Annotated in this window: 18 protein-coding genes and 1 pseudogene; 10 read left to right on the top strand and 9 right to left on the bottom strand. The window is 72.4% G+C overall.

The annotated features are described in order from the left end of the window. Positions 1–526, bottom strand: a 526-nt coding sequence (locus DEP02_RS24040) for a ribonuclease H family protein (protein ID WP_112469775.1), incomplete at its 3' end; no start/stop codon positions are given. A 119-nt stretch (positions 527–645) separates the two neighbouring features. On the opposite strand from DEP02_RS24040, the gene DEP02_RS24035 reads away from it, so the two are divergent. Then, complete coding sequence (locus DEP02_RS24035; RefSeq protein ID WP_198668561.1) at positions 646–1,653, top strand: zinc-binding alcohol dehydrogenase family protein; 1,008 nt, start codon at positions 646–648, stop codon at positions 1,651–1,653. A gap of 63 nt (positions 1,654–1,716) precedes the next feature. On the opposite strand, the gene DEP02_RS24030 is transcribed toward DEP02_RS24035, so the two are convergent. After that, positions 1,717–2,199 carry a VOC family protein gene (locus DEP02_RS24030; protein ID WP_112469773.1) on the bottom strand — a complete coding sequence of 161 codons (483 nt, stop codon included), beginning with the start codon at positions 2,197–2,199 and terminating at the stop codon, positions 1,717–1,719. Between the two features lie 222 nt (positions 2,200–2,421). On the opposite strand from DEP02_RS24030, the gene DEP02_RS24025 reads away from it, so the two are divergent. Both DEP02_RS24025 and DEP02_RS24020 read left to right on the top strand, forming a co-directional pair. After that, entirely contained in the window at positions 2,422–3,078 is a 657-nt protein-coding gene (locus DEP02_RS24025; protein WP_112469772.1) for a ClpP family protease, read from the top strand. Position 3,079: 1 nt separating this feature from the next. After that, positions 3,080–3,682 (top strand): ClpP family protease, encoded by a 603-nt coding sequence (locus tag DEP02_RS24020; RefSeq protein WP_112469771.1) that lies wholly within the window; start codon positions 3,080–3,082, stop codon positions 3,680–3,682. A gap of 36 nt (positions 3,683–3,718) precedes the next feature. Here the strand turns inward: DEP02_RS24020 and DEP02_RS24015 are convergent, their stop codons facing one another. Further along, positions 3,719–4,126 (bottom strand): helix-turn-helix domain-containing protein, encoded by a 408-nt coding sequence (locus tag DEP02_RS24015; RefSeq protein ID WP_112469770.1) that lies wholly within the window; start codon positions 4,124–4,126, stop codon positions 3,719–3,721. Between the two features lie 323 nt (positions 4,127–4,449). Here DEP02_RS24015 and DEP02_RS24010 point away from each other — a divergent pair, with 323 nt between their 5' ends. Next, a complete protein-coding gene (locus DEP02_RS24010; protein ID WP_112469769.1) occupies positions 4,450–5,334 on the top strand; it encodes an RNA polymerase sigma factor SigF in 885 nt (294 codons plus the stop codon). A gap of 16 nt (positions 5,335–5,350) precedes the next feature. On the opposite strand, the gene DEP02_RS24005 is transcribed toward DEP02_RS24010, so the two are convergent. Further along, positions 5,351–5,806, bottom strand: a complete 456-nt coding sequence (locus tag DEP02_RS24005; protein ID WP_112469768.1) for an ATP-binding protein — start codon at positions 5,804–5,806, stop codon at positions 5,351–5,353. A 318-nt stretch (positions 5,807–6,124) separates the two neighbouring features. Here DEP02_RS24005 and DEP02_RS23995 point away from each other — a divergent pair, with 318 nt between their 5' ends. Next, positions 6,125–7,306 carry a streptophobe family protein gene (locus tag DEP02_RS23995; RefSeq protein ID WP_232839255.1) on the top strand — a complete coding sequence of 394 codons (1,182 nt, stop codon included), beginning with the start codon at positions 6,125–6,127 and terminating at the stop codon, positions 7,304–7,306. Between the two features lie 12 nt (positions 7,307–7,318). Here DEP02_RS23995 and DEP02_RS23990 read toward each other — a convergent pair whose 3' ends face one another. Both DEP02_RS23990 and mgrA read right to left on the bottom strand, forming a co-directional pair. Continuing rightward, positions 7,319–7,729, bottom strand: a complete 411-nt coding sequence (locus tag DEP02_RS23990) for a hypothetical protein (RefSeq protein ID WP_112469766.1) — start codon at positions 7,727–7,729, stop codon at positions 7,319–7,321. Positions 7,730–8,052: 323 nt separating this feature from the next. Next, positions 8,053–9,045, bottom strand: a complete 993-nt coding sequence (gene mgrA / locus DEP02_RS23985; protein WP_112469765.1) for an L-glyceraldehyde 3-phosphate reductase — start codon at positions 9,043–9,045, stop codon at positions 8,053–8,055. A gap of 128 nt (positions 9,046–9,173) precedes the next feature. Here mgrA and DEP02_RS23980 point away from each other — a divergent pair, with 128 nt between their 5' ends. Together DEP02_RS23980 and DEP02_RS23975 are read left to right on the top strand one after the other, a co-directional pair. Beyond that, the gene (locus tag DEP02_RS23980; protein WP_112469764.1) at positions 9,174–10,082 is read left to right on the top strand and encodes a LysR family transcriptional regulator; all 909 of its coding nucleotides are present in this window, start codon (positions 9,174–9,176) and stop codon (positions 10,080–10,082) included. Between the two features lie 27 nt (positions 10,083–10,109). Beyond that, positions 10,110–10,625 carry a mycothiol transferase gene (locus DEP02_RS23975; protein ID WP_112469763.1) on the top strand — a complete coding sequence of 172 codons (516 nt, stop codon included), beginning with the start codon at positions 10,110–10,112 and terminating at the stop codon, positions 10,623–10,625. Here the strand turns inward: DEP02_RS23975 and DEP02_RS23970 are convergent. From DEP02_RS23970 to DEP02_RS23960, 3 genes are all read right to left on the bottom strand, one after another. Beyond that, positions 10,589–11,677 carry an adenosine deaminase gene (locus DEP02_RS23970; protein WP_112469762.1) on the bottom strand — a complete coding sequence of 363 codons (1,089 nt, stop codon included), beginning with the start codon at positions 11,675–11,677 and terminating at the stop codon, positions 10,589–10,591. The two genes, DEP02_RS23975 and DEP02_RS23970, sit on opposite strands and share 37 nt — an antisense overlap. 28 nt (positions 11,678–11,705) lie before the next feature. Then, the gene (locus tag DEP02_RS23965) at positions 11,706–12,101 is read right to left on the bottom strand and encodes a VOC family protein (RefSeq protein ID WP_112469761.1); all 396 of its coding nucleotides are present in this window, start codon (positions 12,099–12,101) and stop codon (positions 11,706–11,708) included. Between the two features lie 207 nt (positions 12,102–12,308). Beyond that, entirely contained in the window at positions 12,309–12,617 is a 309-nt protein-coding gene (locus DEP02_RS23960) for a BlaI/MecI/CopY family transcriptional regulator (RefSeq protein ID WP_232839254.1), read from the bottom strand. Between the two features lie 91 nt (positions 12,618–12,708). Between DEP02_RS23960 and DEP02_RS23955 the strand changes: the two genes are divergently transcribed. The 3 genes and pseudogenes from DEP02_RS23955 to DEP02_RS23945 form a co-directional block, all read left to right on the top strand. Then, the gene (locus tag DEP02_RS23955; protein WP_112469760.1) at positions 12,709–13,416 is read left to right on the top strand and encodes a dienelactone hydrolase family protein; all 708 of its coding nucleotides are present in this window, start codon (positions 12,709–12,711) and stop codon (positions 13,414–13,416) included. A 283-nt stretch (positions 13,417–13,699) separates the two neighbouring features. Further along, positions 13,700–15,424, top strand: coding sequence for an IS110 family RNA-guided transposase (locus DEP02_RS23950; RefSeq protein ID WP_232839253.1), 1,725 nt, complete (start codon positions 13,700–13,702; stop codon positions 15,422–15,424). A 31-nt stretch (positions 15,425–15,455) separates the two neighbouring features. Beyond that, a pseudogene (locus DEP02_RS23945) lies at positions 15,456–16,045 on the top strand (IS200/IS605 family accessory protein TnpB-related protein); the annotation flags it as partial.

Raw genomic sequence — 16,045 nt, 5'->3', positions numbered from 1 at the left:
GGGAGGCGGACGCCGGGGCGACGGGCGAGGGCGGCGGTTCGGGCGAGCCGAGGGCGCTGCCCGCCGGCCGCTGTGCGGTGGCGGCCTGGCTGGCGGCGCGGTCGGCGAAGTCGTTGAGCGGGTCGCCGTCGACCTGGTGGGCGGGTACGTAGCGGAAGTCGACCGAGCGGTCCTGGAGCAGTTCGTCGATCCGCACGACCAGCTCCTGGTTGGCGACCGGCTTGCCGGCGGCCGTCCTCCAGCCGTTGCGCTTCCAGCCGGGCAGCCAGGTGGTGACGGCCTTCATCGCGTACTGCGAGTCCATCCGCACCTCGAGCGGCACGTCCGGGTCGGTCGCCGTCAGCAGTCGTTCCAGCGCCGTGAGTTCGGCGATGTTGTTGGTCGCCGTGCCGAGCGCTCCCGCCTCCCAGCGGGCCGGGGTCTCCGCGTCGTCCGAGACGACCCACGCCCAGCCCGCAGGACCCGGATTTCCCTTCGACGCCCCGTCGCAGGCGGCCACCACACGTTCACGCATGGGCTCGATCATGCCACGCCCGGACGGGTCCTTCCCGGGCCGGGTCGCGCCGAATCGGCTTGTTTGTTCCACACTGGGGCGGACAGGGGACGGTCCTCGGCGGGACGGGGCAGGAGATGGCGGACGGCACGATGCGGGCGTGGGCGGTGGCCGGGCCGCGGCCGGTGGAGGAGGGGCCGCTGCGGTTCACGCAGAAGCCGGTTCCGGTGCCGGGGGACGACGAGTTGCTCGTGCACGTGCGCGCGTGCGGGGTGTGCCGCACCGATCTGCACGTCGCCGAGGGCGACCTGCCGGTGCACCGGGCCGGGGTCGTGCCGGGTCACGAGGTGGTGGGCGTGGTGGCGGGCCGGGGGCGGGCGGTGAGCGGCTTCGAGCCCGGCGACCGGGTGGGCGTGGCCTGGTTGCGCAGTACCGACGGCGTCTGCGCGTACTGTGCGCGCGGCGCGGAGAACCTGTGTCCGGCCTCCCGGTACACCGGCTGGGACGCCGACGGCGGCTACGCCGAGTACACCACCGTCCCGGCCGCCTTCGCCTACCCGCTGCCCGGCGAGGTCGACGACGTGGCGCTCGCGCCGCTGCTGTGCGCGGGCATCATCGGCCACCGGGCGCTGCGCCGGGCCTCGCTGCCGCCGGGCGGGCGGCTCGGCCTGTACGGGTTCGGGGGCAGCGCGCACCTGTGCGCCCAGGTGGCGCTCGCCCAGGGTGCCACCGTGCACGTCATGACCCGCGGGGAGGCCTCGCGGCGGCTCGCGCTGGAGCTGGGCGCCGCCTCCGCCCAGGACGCGTACGCGTCGCCGCCCGAGCCGCTGGACAGCGCGATCCTGTTCGCCCCGGTGGGTGACCTGGTCCCGGTGGCGCTGCGGGCCCTCGACCGCGGCGGCGTGCTGTCCGTCGCCGGGATCCACCTGAGCGACACGCCTCCGCTGCACTACGCGAGCGAGCTGTTCTACGAGAAGGAGCTGCGCAGCGTCACCTCGAACACGCGCGAGGACGGCCGGGAGTTCCTCGCACTGGCCGCCCGGCACGGCGTGCGCGCCACCACGCACCTCTACCCGCTCTCCGAGGCCCAGCAGGCGCTGCGGGACCTCAAGGCCGGCCGCTTCGACGGGGCGGCGGTGCTGGTGAACGACCTGTCCTGAGCCGGGGCCCGGTCGGGGCCGGTCCACTCCCCCGCACGGGTGGGCCGGCCCCGCGGTACGCCGTCACTCGCCGGCGTACGCCTTCTCCAGCGCGGCGATGTCGAGTTTGCTCATCGCGAGCATCGCCCGCGTGGCGCGGGCCGCCTTCTCGGCGTCGGGGTCGCCGAGCATCTCCATGAGCCGGTCCGGGACCACCTGCCAGGAGACGCCGTACTTGTCCTTGAGCCAGCCGCAGGGGCCGGGTTCGCCGCCGTTCTCGGTGAGCCTGGTCCAGTAGTGGTCGACCTCCTCCTGGTCGGCGCAGTGGATCTGGAAGGAGATCGACTCGTTGAACGTGAACTCGGGGCCGCCGTTGAGCGCGACGAACTTCTGGCCGTTGGCCGTGAAGTCGACGGTGATCACGGATCCGGCCGGGCCCGGTCCGGCCTCGGTGTAGTGGCCGACCTTCCCGATGCCGGCGTTCTTGAAGATCGAGACGTAGTAGTGGGCGGCCTCCTCGGCCTGGCCGTCGAACCAGAGGCAGGTGGTGAATCCTTCGGTGGTCACGGGTTCCTCCTGATGCGTGCGACGCGGACATGTGTGTCGACCGGCCCGCACGGCGAAACTCATCGGCGCGTCCGGGAAAAGTTCAGGAGGGACGGCGGGGCGGGTCTGCTCGTGGCGAATCTGCTCGTGGCGGATCTGCTGCGGGCAGAGAAAGCGTCCGCGGTCAACTCACCGGGGTGACAGTGGAGTTCGACGGCATCCCTGCCACCAGAAGGAGATCCGATGGCTCCACCCACCGCACTGCTCCCGCTCGCCGCGCTCCCGCCGCGCGCCGAGGAGGGGGACACCGCGCCCAGCCGGTTCGACGACCACCTCGCGGCCGGACTGCTCGCGCAGCGGATCGTGTTCCTGGGCACCCAGGTCGACGAGGTGTCGGCCAACCGCGTGTGCGCGCAACTGCTCCTGCTGTCGGCCGAGGACTCGCGTACCGACATCAGCCTGTACATCAACAGCCCTGGCGGGTCCGTCACCGCGGGCCTCGCCATCCACGACACGATGCGGCTCATCCCGAACGACGTGTCGACGCTGGCCATGGGGTTCGCGGCCAGCATGGGCCAGTTCCTGCTGACCGTGGGCACCCGCGGCAAGCGGTTCGCACTGCCGAACGCACGGATCATGATGCACCAGCCGTCGGCGGGCATCGGCGGCACCACCGCCGACGTCGAGATCCAGGCGGAGAACCTGGAGCACACCAAGCGGACCATCGAGCGGATCACCGCCGAGCACACCGGGCAGAGCGAGGAGACGATCGCGCGGGACGGCGACCGGGACCGCTGGTTCACGGCCGAACAGGCCAGGGAGTACGGGATGGTGGACCGGGTGGTGGAGTCGTTCGCCGACATCCGCCCGGCCTCCTCGCACCGGCGGATGGGGTGGTGACATGGGGTCGTACACGGTTCCGTACGTGATCGAGCGGACCGCTCAGGGCGAGCGGTCGTACGACGTGTTCAGCCGGCTGCTGAACGAGCGGATCGTCTTCCTCGGCACCGAGATCGACGACGGAGTGGCGGGCGTCGTCATCGCCCAGCTCCTCCACCTGGAGTCGGCGAACCCCGAGCAGGAGATCGCGGTCTATCTCAACTCGCCCGGTGGCTCGTTCACTTCGCTGATGGCGATCTACGACACGATGGCGTTCGTGCAGTCGCCGATCTCCACGTTCTGCGTGGGGCAGGCGGCCTCGACGGCGGCGGTGCTGCTGGCGGCCGGGGACCCGGGGCGCCGGTTCGTGCTGGAGCACGCGCGTGTGCTGCTCGGGCAGCCGGCCAGTGGCGGCCGGCAGGGCACGGTCTCCGATCTGGCGCTGCAGGCCAGGGAGATGGTCCGGATCCGCTCCCAGGTGGAGGAGGTGCTGTCCCGGCACACCGGTCACGACGTCGCCACCCTGCGCGCGGACATGGATCGCGACAAGGTGTTCACCGCCGAGGAGGCGGTGGCCTACGGGCTGGCCGACGAGGTGTTGCGCCGGCGCCTCGCACCCGTCTGAGACAGGTGTGAGGCGCCGGGCCGGGCGGCGTGTCCGTCAGGCGGCCAGGCACAGTCCGTCGTGACGGGGGGCGGCCGGGGTGCGGCGAGCGACCCGCGCCAGCTCCCCCTGCACCAGTGACAGCAGGTCGCCCAGGCCCAGGCCGAGCGCCTGTGCCGCGGCCGCGAGGACCTCCGAGGAGGCTTCCTTGCGGCCGCGTTCGATCTCCGACAGATACGGCATCGAGATCCGCGCCGCGTCGGCGACGTCCTTGAGCGTGCGCTCCTGCGTGAGCCGCTCCCGGCGCAGGACGTCACCGACGAGGTCGCGCCAGAGGGGTTCACGGGGAGCCGCGGCCGGGTGGTCGGACGTTGGGCGGGCCGTCCCCGGGCGCGCGGCCGACGGGCGCACGGCCGGCGGGCGCAGGGGGATGACGCGGACTTGGTTCGGCGCTTGGCTGCTCATCCCTTCAGCCTAGGGACGGGGCACGCGGGTGGAAGGGAGCGGCATTCCGCCCTGGGTGAATCACCGGCCGCGCCCGCCGCCCGCGTACCGTCGATTTCGCGTCACCCGGCGCACGAGGGGACATGCGCGGAGTGACTCCGGGTATCCGTGGCCCGTACGGCCCGGCAGGTGGAACGTGAGCGGAACCCCGGGGCCGAGGCCCGCATACATCGCCGCGGGTGGGGAACCCGGGGGTCGCGCGGCCGTTCGGTACCGGAACTCCGGGACAGACGCAGACAGGCCGAAGAGCAGAGGCCGCAACCGTGACTTTCGTGGGAGAGGCAATGGACACCGCCGTGATCCGGTCCGAGGCAGCGGTCGGGAAGACCCGGGAGACCGTGACGGGCGGCGAGCCGCTGCCGGGGGTGGTGGACCCGCGGTCGGTCGCTCCCCGAGACGCGCGGGAGCTGTCCCGTCATTTCTTCCGGCGGCTGACGGAGCTGGAGGAGGGCACGCACGAATACCAGTACGCGCGCAACACGCTCATCGAGATGAACATGTCGCTGGTGCGGTTCGCGGCCGGCCGGTTCCGCAACCGCGGCGACGACATGGAGGACATCGTCCAGACCGGGATGATCGGCCTGATCAAGGCCATCGACCGGTTCGAGCTGGCGCGCGAGGTGGAGTTCACCTCCTTCGCCCTGCCGTACATCGTCGGTGAGATCAAGCGGTTCTTCCGCGACACCACCTGGGCGGTGCACGTGCCGCGGCGGCTGCAGGAGCTGCGGGTGGAGCTGGCCCGGGCCCGCGAGGAGCTGTCCAGCCGTCTGGACCGGGACCCGACGGTCGCCGAGCTCGCCACACTGATGAACCTCTCCGAGGACCAGGTGGTCGAGGCCCGGATCGCCTCCAACGGCTACAACTCCACGTCGCTGGACGCCGCCCTCACCGGTGACGGTGCCGAGGACGGCGAGGCGGTGCTCGCCGACTTCATCGGGGTCGAGGAGGCCGGAATCGAGCTCGTCGAGGACTTCCACTGCCTCGCGCCGCTGGTGGCCGGGCTCAGTGAACGCGACCGGCAGATCATCCATCTGCGGTTCGTGGAGGAGGCCACCCAGGCGGAGATCGGCGAACGGCTCGGCTGCTCGCAGATGCACGTCTCCCGGCTGATCAAGCGGATCATCACACAGCTGCGCCAGGGAATGCTGGGCGAGTTGGGCTGCGCCTGACGCGGCGGCCCGGCGTTCAGTCGCGGCCGAGGCCGACCACGGCGCGCACACGCTTGCCGACCGGTACCCGCTCCACGGTGACCTCGCAGGCCAGCGCGTGCACTATCTCCAGGCCGTGCCGGCCGACGCGCCGCGGGTTCCGGGGGAAGCGCCGGGGCAGCGCGGCGCTGCTGTCGTACACGCACACGCCGACCGCGACGTCCGTTCCCTCGAGTTCCAGGATGTACGGGCCGTTGCTGTGCCGGTCGGCGTTGGTGACCAGCTCGCTGACCACCAGCAGGAGCGCGTCACCGGAGCGGCGGCCGATCTGGGCGCACCACTCGGTCCTGAGCTGGTCCAGGAAGTGCGCGGCGAAGGACCGCGCCGCGGCGATGCAACCGGGTTCACCGGTGTAGTGCGCCGCTCGCCGGAGCGGATCCACGGGAACGTCGAAACCAGTCGGTATCACTGCCCCGTCCAGGTCCTCGGTCATACGTGTCTCTCTCGCCAAGCCGGTCCGGCCGGACACTGCTGCACCTGTCCTGTTACCCCGAGCCGCGCCCCGCAGTCCGCCCCGCGGTCCGACCCGCCGTCCGCCCCGCGGTCCGACCCGCCGTCCGCCCCGCGGTCCGACCCGCCGTCCGCCTCCGGTCCGCCCCGCGGTCCCCGCGCACGGACCTCCCGGCGGGCGCGCCGCGGCCGGGCTGCTTAGCGTGGCAGTGTGAGCCCGCCGCGCCCCACCGCCGCGCCGGCCACCCGCCACCACGGCTGGGTGCAGGCCGTCGCCACGGTGCTGGCCGCTCTGCTCGCCATGGGTGTCGTCGCCGCGCTGGGACTGTGGGCGGCCGGTGCCGCCGGGCTTCCCGACAACGCCTTCCCCCGGGTGGTCGCCGCGACCGTGGTGACGGCGGTCGGCGGGAGCGTGGAGCTGTCGGGGAACGCGGGCGTCCTCGCCGAGACGCACGCCGGTATCACGGTGATCCCGCTGTCGGTCACGCTCGCCGGCGCGTTCGTCGTCGCCGGGGGATTCCTGCGGCCGCTGCGGCACCGCGCGGTGGCCGGGGTACGGGAACTGGCCGGGTGGGCCGCACGGATCGCCGTACTGTGGCTGCTCGCCCTGACCGGCCTGGCGCTCGGCGCCCGGCAGACCTTCGCCGTCGACCTCGGCGACGGCGTACTCGGCGCCCTCGGCGGCCTGTTCGGCGCCGAGCCGGAGGTCGGCTTCACCGCACAGGTGCCGCTGACCGTGCTCTTCGGGCTGCTGTGGCTGGCCGGCGTGCTGGTGCCGGCCCTGCTGGTGGCGTCCGGAGCACCGCTGCCGGCGCGGCTGCTGAGGTGCCGGGAACCGGTGCGTCCGGCGGCGTACGCCATGGTCGTCCTGCTGCTCGCGTGTGTCGTCGTGGGCCTCGTCGTCGCGCTCGTGACGGCGACGACCCGCGGGCATCCGGCGGACCACTTCGCGGTGATCCTGCTCGGGCTGCCGAACCTGACCTGGCTCGCCTTCACGATCGGCCTGGGCGCCACCTGGCACGGCAGGGTGAACGGGCCGTTCGGGCTGCCCATGCCGCACCTGCTCGACCAGGTGCTGCGCACCCCGGACGTCTCCACGCTCAACGTGGGCGCGCTCGCCGAGCACGACGGCCGGGTGTGGTGGCTGGTGGTCGTGGACGCCGTGCTGCTGCTGGGTGCCGCGTTCCTGATGGCGGTGCGCTCCCCGGCGCGGACACCGGCCTGGCGGCACGCCCTGCGCATGGCCGTCGCGCTGGTGCTGACGGTGCTGACGATCTGTGCCGTGGGCCGGATCTCCGCCCACTACGGCCTGTCCCTCCTCGGCATCGGGAGCGTGGGCGGCAACCTGTCCGGAGAGCTCCTGCTCGTCCCTCGGCTGTGGAGTGCGCTGGGACTGGCCGCCCTGTGGGGCCTGGTCACCGGCTTCCTGGGAGCCCTGCCGGCCGCGTGGGTACGCCACCGGGGCGAGGCGCCTTCCTCGTGAGGCCACCTCCGGTCAGGCCATCGGCAGGACGAGGGCCGGGAGGGTGCGGTGCATGCGCAGGGCGTCCACCGACTCGGCGAGCAGTTCGTACTCGGTGGTGTCGTCGCTCGCGGCGATCCGCACCAGCCGGCCGTCGGCCAACTCGTCGGCAGCGGTCTCCTGTTGGGCCACGTCGGCGCACCAGGCCCGCAGGATGCGCGGTACGTCGGGCACGGTCTCCGGCACCGGGACGAGTGCGCCGGCCGGGACGTGGGGGCTGTCGGGGACGGGGTCGAGCCGTTCGGCGATCCAGGAGGCGCGGTCGCGCAGCCACCACAGGGCCAGGGCCAGGGTGGGCGCGCGGTAGGTGCCGAGCGGGACGCCGACGCGGCGTCCGTCGCACATGCCGTACGCGGTGACATGGCACAGGAATTCGTTGTGCACTGCTCCTCCCCCGTCGCGTCGTCGCCTGCCGGTACTGCCTCGCTCTCCGTGCGCTTGTCGTGCCCTGTCGTGCCTTGTCGTGCGGTGCAGCATGGTTGTTGTGCGGTGAACTGCCCCTGAAATTGAGTATGTTCACTGCTGAAACACTGTCACCATGACTTTCCGGCCAGTCTCCTGGCATATTCGGCGTGCCGCGTGGCCGAAACCGCGACGGTCCGTGGCCGCGCGGCACGTCCCGGCAGGGTGGTGCCCGTCGGATCGACGGGCACCACGGCACCGCGTGCTTCTCCCGGAAACCGGCGGCCGGGGCGTGCGTCAGGCCCCTACGGCCGGACGATCGCGTCGATGCGGGCCAGTTCCTCCGCGTCGAAGTCCAGGTTGCGGGTCGCCTCGACGCTGTCCTGAAGCTGCTGCGGGCTGCTCGCGCCGACCAGGGCCGAGGTGACCCGGCCGCCGCGCAGCACCCAGGCCAGGGCCAGCTGGGCCAGGGACTGGCCGCGGGACTCGGCGATCTCGTCCAGGGCCCGCAGCCTGCCCACCAGGTCCTCGGTGACCGCGTCGGAGTCCAGGAACGGGCTGTCGCTCGCCGCGCGCGAGTCCTCGGGGATGCCGTCGAGGTAGCGGGCGGTGAGCAGGCCCTGCTCCAGCGGTGAGTAGGCGATGGAGCCGACCTGGAGTTCGTCGAGGGTGTCGAGCAGGCCCTGTTCCTCGGGGCGCCGGTCGAGCATCGAGTAGCGCGGCTGGTGGATCAGCAGCGGGGTGCCCAGTTCGCCCAGGATGCGGGCGGCCTCGCGGGTCTGCTCCGGGGAGTAGTTGGAGACACCGGCGTAGAGCGCCTTGCCCTGCTGGACCGCCGAGTGCAGGGCGCCCATCGTCTCCTCCAGAGGAGTCTCGGGGTCGGGGCGGTGCGAGTAGAAGATGTCGACGTACTCCAGGCCCATCCGCCGCAGGCTCTGGTCCAGGGAGGACAGCAGATACTTGCGCGAGCCCCACTCTCCGTACGGGCCGGGCCACATCAGGTATCCGGCCTTGGTGGAGATCACCAGCTCGTCCCGGTACGGCGCGAAGTCCGCCCGCAGCGCCTCGCCGAGGGCGGACTCGGCGGCGCCGGGCGGCGGGCCGTAGTTGTTGGCCAGGTCGAAGTGGGTGACGCCCAGGTCGAAGGCGCGGCGCAGGATGGCGCGCTGGGTCTCCACCGGGCGGTCGGGGCCGAAGTTGTGCCACAGACCGAGCGACAGCGCGGGGAGTTTCAGGCCACTGCGTCCGGTGCGCCGGTAGGGCATGTCCGCATAGCGGTCGGGGTGGGCGGTGTACAACGCGACTCCCTGAGGGGTTGGCGGGAAAACGACCGGTTCGGTGGAACCGGTGTCCCACTCTGGCGTCACCCGCGGGCATTGGTCCAACAGGAGAATCGGATGGAATTCAGCGACTAGGCTTCTCAGTCATGGAACTGCGCCACCTCCAGCACTTCGTCGCCGTCGCCGAGGACCAGCACTTCACCCGGGCCGCCGAGCGACTGATGGTCTCCCAGTCGGGGCTGTCGGCGTCGATCCGGTCGCTGGAGCGGGAGTTGCAGACTCCGTTGTTCGTGCGCACCACGCGCCGGGTGACGCTCACGGAGGCCGGGCGCGCGCTGCTCGGTGAGGCGGAGCGGATCCTGGCGCAGGTGCGGGCGGCGCACGAGGCGGTGGCGGCGGTGCAGGGCGTGCTGCGCGGCACGCTGTCGCTGGGCACCGAGCAGTGCATCGCCGGGGTGCATGTGGCCGGGCTGCTCGCCGCGTTCCGGCGACTCCATCCGAATGTGGAGATACGGCTGCGGCAGGCGGGCTCAAGCTCGCTGGCGGAGGAGGTCGCGGCCGGCCGGCTCGACCTGGCGTTCGCCTACCGCACCCGCGCGGACACCGACCAACTGCGCTCGGTGTCGCTGGCCGGCGAGCCCATGACGGTGCTGTGCCACCCCGGCCACCGGCTCGCGGCGTCCGGTGCCGCCCTCACGCCCAGGGACGTGGACGGCGAGGTCTTCGTCGACTTCCACCCGGACTGGGGGCCGCGCCGGACCACCGACGCGGCCTTCGCCGCCGCGGGCGTGCGGCGCACGGTGGCCCTGGAGGTCAACGACGTGCACGGCCTGCTCGACCTGGTCGGCGAGAACCTCGGCATCGCGGTCGTGCCCCGCCACTTCCGGCACAAGCGGCCCTCGCTGACCGCGCTGCCGCTCAAGGGCGTCGCCGGGACGGAGTACGAGACCGTCGCCCTGCTGCCGCCCGAACAGGCCACCAGCCCCGCCGCCCGTGCCCTGATCACCCTGCTGGAGTCACGGGGCCCGGCGTCCGGCGGTGTTCCGGACGCGTGACGGGGGCGGATGCGCGAGGGTGGGCGTATGCATGCGAAGGACATCCTCGTCGACGGTTACGGCCGCATCCGGGAAGAGGTCCACGCCGTCGTCGACGGCCTGCCGGCCGAGCGGCTCAACGCCCGTCCCGGCACCGGCGCCAACTCCATCGCCTGGCTCGTCTGGCACCTCACGCGGGTGCAGGACGACCACGTCGCCGACGCGTCCGGCCTCGGACAGGTGTGGCTCTCACAGGGCTGGGAGGAGCGCTTCGGGCTCGGCCTGAAGCGCCACGACACCGGGTACGGGCACAGCCCGGCGCAGGTCGCCAAGGTGCGGGTCGACTCGGGTGAGCTGCTGACCGGCTACTACGACGCCGTGCACGAGCAGACCCTGAAGGCCCTGCGCCAACTGTCCGCCAAGGACCTCGAACGCGTCGTCGACGAGCGCTGGGATCCGCCGGTCACCCTGGGCGTGCGCCTGGTCAGCGTCCTGTCCGACGACCTGCAGCACGTCGGGCAGGCCGCCTACGTCAGGGGGCTGTCGGAGAGCGCGCCCTCGTAGCCCGGCAGCACCACGTCCCTGAGCAGGGCACCCCGCTCGTCGAAGGGGATGAACGCGCTCTTGACCGCGTTCACCGTGACCGTGCGCAGGTCCTCGACGGTCCAGCCCGCGTGCTCGACCAGCAGGGACATCTCGCGGGTCATCGTCGTACCGGACACCAGGCGGTTGTCGGTGTTGAGGGTGACCCGGAAGCCGAGGTCCTTCAGCGTGGTGATGGGGTGCCCGGCGATCGAGGCGGCGGCGCCGGTCTGCAGGTTGGAGGTCGGACACATCTCCAGGGCGATCCGGCGGTCGCGCACCCAGCCGGCCAGCCGGCCCAACTTGCCGTCGACGATGTCGTCGGTGATGCGCACGCCGTGCCCGATGCGCTGGGCGCCGCACACCTGCAGCGCCTGGTGGATGCTGGGCAGGCCGTGGGCCTCTCCGGCGTGGATGGTGAACGGCACGTTCTCGTGGCGCAGGTGCTCGAAGGCGGCCAGGTGGTCGGCGGGCGGGAAGCCGTCCTCGGCACCGGCGATGTCGAAGCCGACGACGCCGGCGTCGCGGTGGGCGACGGCCAGACCGGCGATCTCGCGGCTGCGGTCGAACATCCGCATCCCGCACAGCAGCGTGCCCACCTTCACGGGCGTACCGGCGGCGGCCGCCTTGGCCATACCGGCGGCCAGGCCCTCCTGGACGGTCTCGACGACCTCGTTCAGGGTGAGCCCGCCCCTGACCATGAGCTCGGGGGCGTAGCGGACCTCTCCGTAGACGACGCCGTCCCCGGCCAGGTCCAGGACGTACTCCTCCGCGGTGCGCAGCAGGCCCTCGCGGGTCTGCATCACGGCGAGGGTGTGCTCGAAGGTGGCTATGTACCGCACCAGGTCCCCGGAGTTGGCCGCGTCGTAGAACCAGGCGGCGAGCTCGTCGGGGTCGGTGGTGGGCAGCGTGTGGCCGACCGCGTCCGCGAGCTCGACGACGGTGGCCGGGCGCAGCCCGCCGTCGAGGTGGTCGTGCAGCACGGCCTTGGGCAGCCGGCGGAGGGTGTCGGTGTCGACGCGGGGCGCGGTCATGGGTGTTTCCTCGGGCAGGTGGTGGGTGTCACGGGGTGGCGGGCTGGAGCAGGTCCCAGCGGTTGCCGTACAGGTCCTCGAAGACGGCGACGGTGCCGTACGGCTCGTGCCGCGGCTCCTCCAGGAAGGTCACGCCCGCCGCCCGCATCCGGGCGTGGTCGCGGGCGAAGTCGTCGGTGTGCAGGAAGAAGCCGACGCGCCCGCCGGTCTGGTCGCCCACCCGGGCCCGCTGGCGCCCGGTCCCGGCGCGGGCGAGCAGCAGAGCGCCACCGGCGTCGTTCCCGTCCGGTTCGACGACGACCCAGCGCGAGCCGTCCGGGCGCGGGGTGTCCTCGGTGAGCCGGAAGCCGAGCGCCCCGGTGTAGAAGCGGATCGCCTCGTCGTAGTCGTCGACGACGAGGGTGACCAGGGCGATGCGTCTCATCGGGGCCTTTCGGGACGGGCGGGCGCCGAGTGAGGTTATACGTAAAACCTCATTCGGCGCCAGTCCTGCCGGGGCAGATACGGCAGGCGGTCGGCGGGCTCTTCGCCCCGGGCGACACCTGCCCGGTGGCGATGGCGGCGGGGGCGGGGCGGTCGAGCGCACACCGGGGTCAGTGCCGCGCGGTGAACGGCAGGAGCAGAGCCGTGGTCATCGCTCACCGGGTGCGAGCAGATCACGCGGGATGCGCTCGTCGTCGGGGCTGAGCCGGGCGGCGAAGCGGGCGAGAACCGTCTCGCGGCCGGTGTCGCGGTCGAGCCCGGAGTGCACACGGCGGGCGGTGAGCCCGGGCGCGTCCTGGACGGAACAGCAGGCTCGGCCCCGCCCCTGACGGCGGCGCTCGACGACCCCCTTCTCGTACAGCCGGGTCAGGATCGTGGTGCGGGCCAGGCCGTCGCCGAGGGCGATCCGGGCCCGGCCGGGCGTCCGCGGCGTGTCGGCGGTCCACAGGATGGCCATGACGGAAGCCGGCAGGATGCCACGGCCCGCTTCCGGCCGCACCGCCTGCCATGATGAAAGGAGGGGGCCGACCGGACAGGAGTTCAAAGCCATGCCCGAGCGCCCCGGGCCCGCCGAGACGCCCGCCCGCCAGAACACCACCTTCCCGAGCGCGGGAGCCACCGCCCACGGCTATCTCGCGCTGCCGCCGTCCGGACGCGGCCCTGGCGTCCTGGTCATCCAGGAGTGGTGGGGGCTGACGGACCACATCGCCGACGTCGCCGACCGGCTCGCCGCCGAGGGATTCGTCGTCCTGGCGCCCGACCTGTACGGCGGGAGCGTGGCGCACGACAGCGAGGAGGCCCAGCGGATGGCGAAGGACCTGCCGGTCTCCCGCGGTGTCGAACTGCTCTCCGGCGCCGTCGACCACCTGCTGAGCCTGCCCGAGGTCACCTCGGACACGGTCGGCGCCGTCGGCTTCTGCATGGGCGGCGGCTTCGTGCTGTACCTGGCCGCGGTCGAGCCACGGGTGAGCGCGGCCGTGCCGTTCTACGGCGGGCTCCGGGGCGAGCTGCCCGACTTCTCCGGGCTGCGCGCCCACGTCCTCGGCCACTACGGGGAGCAGGACCGGAGCATTCCGCCGCGGCAGGTGGAGGAACTGGCCGAGACGATCCGGCGGCAGTCCGGCACCGCCCCGGACTTCCGCCTGTACCCGGCCGGCCACGCCTTCTTCAACGACCGCCGCCCCAGCCACCACCCCGACTCCGCCGCCCGGGCCTGGGAGAGCACCGTCGCGTTCCTGCGCCGACTGCTGGGCTGACCGTGAGGATGTGTGGTGGCTTCTCCGCCGGGTCTGACTCACGGGCTGACCGACGCCGACTGGCTGTCCTTTGCAGGATCCGTCGGCCCGGACGGGGAGGTCATCGCACGCGACCGGACGGGCGCTCGTGACCTTATAGGAGTCGACCGTTCACCTGCGGTGACGCCCCGCGGGCGTGAAAATCGGTACAGGGGCTGTCCGCCGACGCCGCTTGATGTTTGGGCTGTGAGCCCGCATAGGAGTCCGGTGAGGGAGCCGTCCGAGGGGGCCGCACACTGTCGCCTTGAGCACGCCGATCAGCTTCTCCGTTACCCCTTTTGGCTTCCCGGGCAGCCCCTGCCTGCACCAGCACACCAGGGGGTACGTCATGGAGGAGTTGGGAGAAGACCACGACGACGGGACGGTCGCCAGGGTCGCGGCGATCGACATCGCGAAGGCGTCCGGGATGGTCTGCCTGCGCGTCCCGCACGACACCATCGAAGGCCGACGTGTTCAGAAGGTCTGGACGGTCGCCTCGACCACGAACACGATCCTCGAACTCGGCGACCGGCTTGTGTGCCAGGGCGTCGAGCGGGTGGTCATGGAAGCGACAGGCTCGTACTGGCGCCCGTTCCTCTATCTGCTGGAGGCCCGCGGCCTGGACTGCTGGCTCGTCAACGCCCGCGACGTGAAGAACGTCCCCGGCCGACCGAAGACGGACAAGCTGGACGCGGTCTGGCTGGCCAAGCTCGCCGAACGCGGCATGGTCCGCGCCTCGTTCGTCCCACCGAAACCGGTGCGACAGCTGCGGGACTACACCCGCACCCGCACCGCGTTCGTCCAGGAACGCACCCGGCACAAGCACCGCGTCGACAAGGCCCTGCAGGACGCGCAGATCAAACTGTCCGGCGTCGTCTCGGACCTGTTCGGCATGTCCGGGCGGGCCATGCTCGACGCGATGGTCGCCGGAGACCGCAACCCGCGCACCCTGGCCGACCTCGCCAAGGGCAACCTGGTCAAGAAGAAGCCGGCCCTCATCGAGGCCCTGACCGGGCAGTTCGAAGACCACCACGCCCGGCTGCTGCGGGTGCTGCTGTCCACCGTCGACCACCTCACCGCACAGATCGACGAACTCGACCGGCTGATCGCCCGGACGCTGGAGGAGATCACCACCCCGCCAGGCAGCACAGGCACCGGGGAGGAGGCCGCCGCGGTCAGTGCGCGCACTCTGGCCGAGAAGCTGGACGCCGTCCCCGGGATCGGGCCGGCCACCGCGCAGATCATCCTCGCCGAGATCGGCGCGGACATGAGCCGCTTCCCCACCCCTGAACACCTGGTGTCCTGGGCCAAGCTGTGCCCCCGCACGATCCAGTCCGGAGCGAAGAACACCTCGAGGCCGGCCGGGCAGGGAAACCCCTGGCTCAAGGGCGCTCTCGGTGAGGCCGCCAACGCCGCCGCCCGCACCGACACCTTCCTCGGCGCCCGCTACCGGCGCATCGTCAAACGCCGCGGCCATGCCAAAGCTCTGGTCGCCGTCGCCCGCTCGATACTCGTCATCGCCTGGCACCTGATCAACGACCCGGACGCCTCCTACCAGGAGCTCGGTGCCGACTGGCACCGCCGCCACCTCGACCCCCACCCGCAAAACCCGCGACCTCGTCCGCCAGCTCCAGGCCCTCGGCCACCAAGTTGCCCTCAGCCCAGCATCAGCCTGACCGTCCCGTCTCACCGCCATCCGGTCCGCAAGCGGCCCGGATGCTGCCGCCTGCCCTCCCGCACATCGATTTTCCGATCAGCATCCTGCGGCAACGGCGGCCGGGCCGGCCGGGAGCGGCGGCCGGGTGCCTCGAAAAGCGTGACGAGGGTTGTGAACTGCTGGCGGTTGACGCTGGTTGAGCGTGTTCTGGTGTGCAGGAGTGAGCGTCGCGGTGGCTGTGCACGGCCGTGGGACAGCAGCAGGGGGCAGGGCGACGGGCGTTCTGGTTTCGCATGCGTGACCTTTGACCGGGACTCTCGTTGGGTGCGGTGACGGGCTGGTCGGCATCGGGCGGGGGTGGGGTGTGGGCGGGCTGCGGAAGGTGGCGGCGCCGTTCGTGGTGCCCGGCCCGTCCGGGGTGGCGGTCCGCGCCGGCCTCAAGGGGCTGACCGGGCAGGACGAGACGGTGCTGCGCCGGGTCGGCGCTCTGCTCGGCTCGCTGGCCGCCGGCGACCTGAAGGCGCGCTGCGCGGCCGGGCCGGCCCACGACGGCGAGCAGTGGGCGCGGCGCAAGCGGGCGCTGACGGGCCAGTCGTCCGCGCGGTGGGCGGGCAGCATCACCAAGGCCACCCACGACCAGTGGGCGCTGGCCCGGCGCGGGCAGTTCGCCCACCTCCAGAGCCTCCAGGCAGGCATCGAGGTGATCACACGCCGGCTCGCGCAGCCCCTCGGGGCCAAGGGCACCCAGGGGGCGCCGGGCGGCTACCGCTCGCGGCGGGAGTGGTTCGCCAAGGCCCGGCGGCTGCGGGTGCTGCAGGACCGGCTGGAGCAGGTACGGGCCGACTGGGAGGCCGGACGGGTGCGCGTGGTACGCGGCGGCAGGAAACTACTCCACGCCCGGCACCACCTCCCAGCCGCCGGGCTGACCGAGGCGCAGTGGCGGCTGCGGTGGCA

Source organism: Streptomyces triticisoli, assembly GCF_003270085.1.
In the GTDB taxonomy this organism is placed as follows: domain Bacteria; phylum Actinomycetota; class Actinomycetes; order Streptomycetales; family Streptomycetaceae; genus Streptomyces; species Streptomyces triticisoli.
Note: the sequence above shows the minus strand (reverse complement) of the source record. Positions and strands in the feature narration are given on the sequence as shown.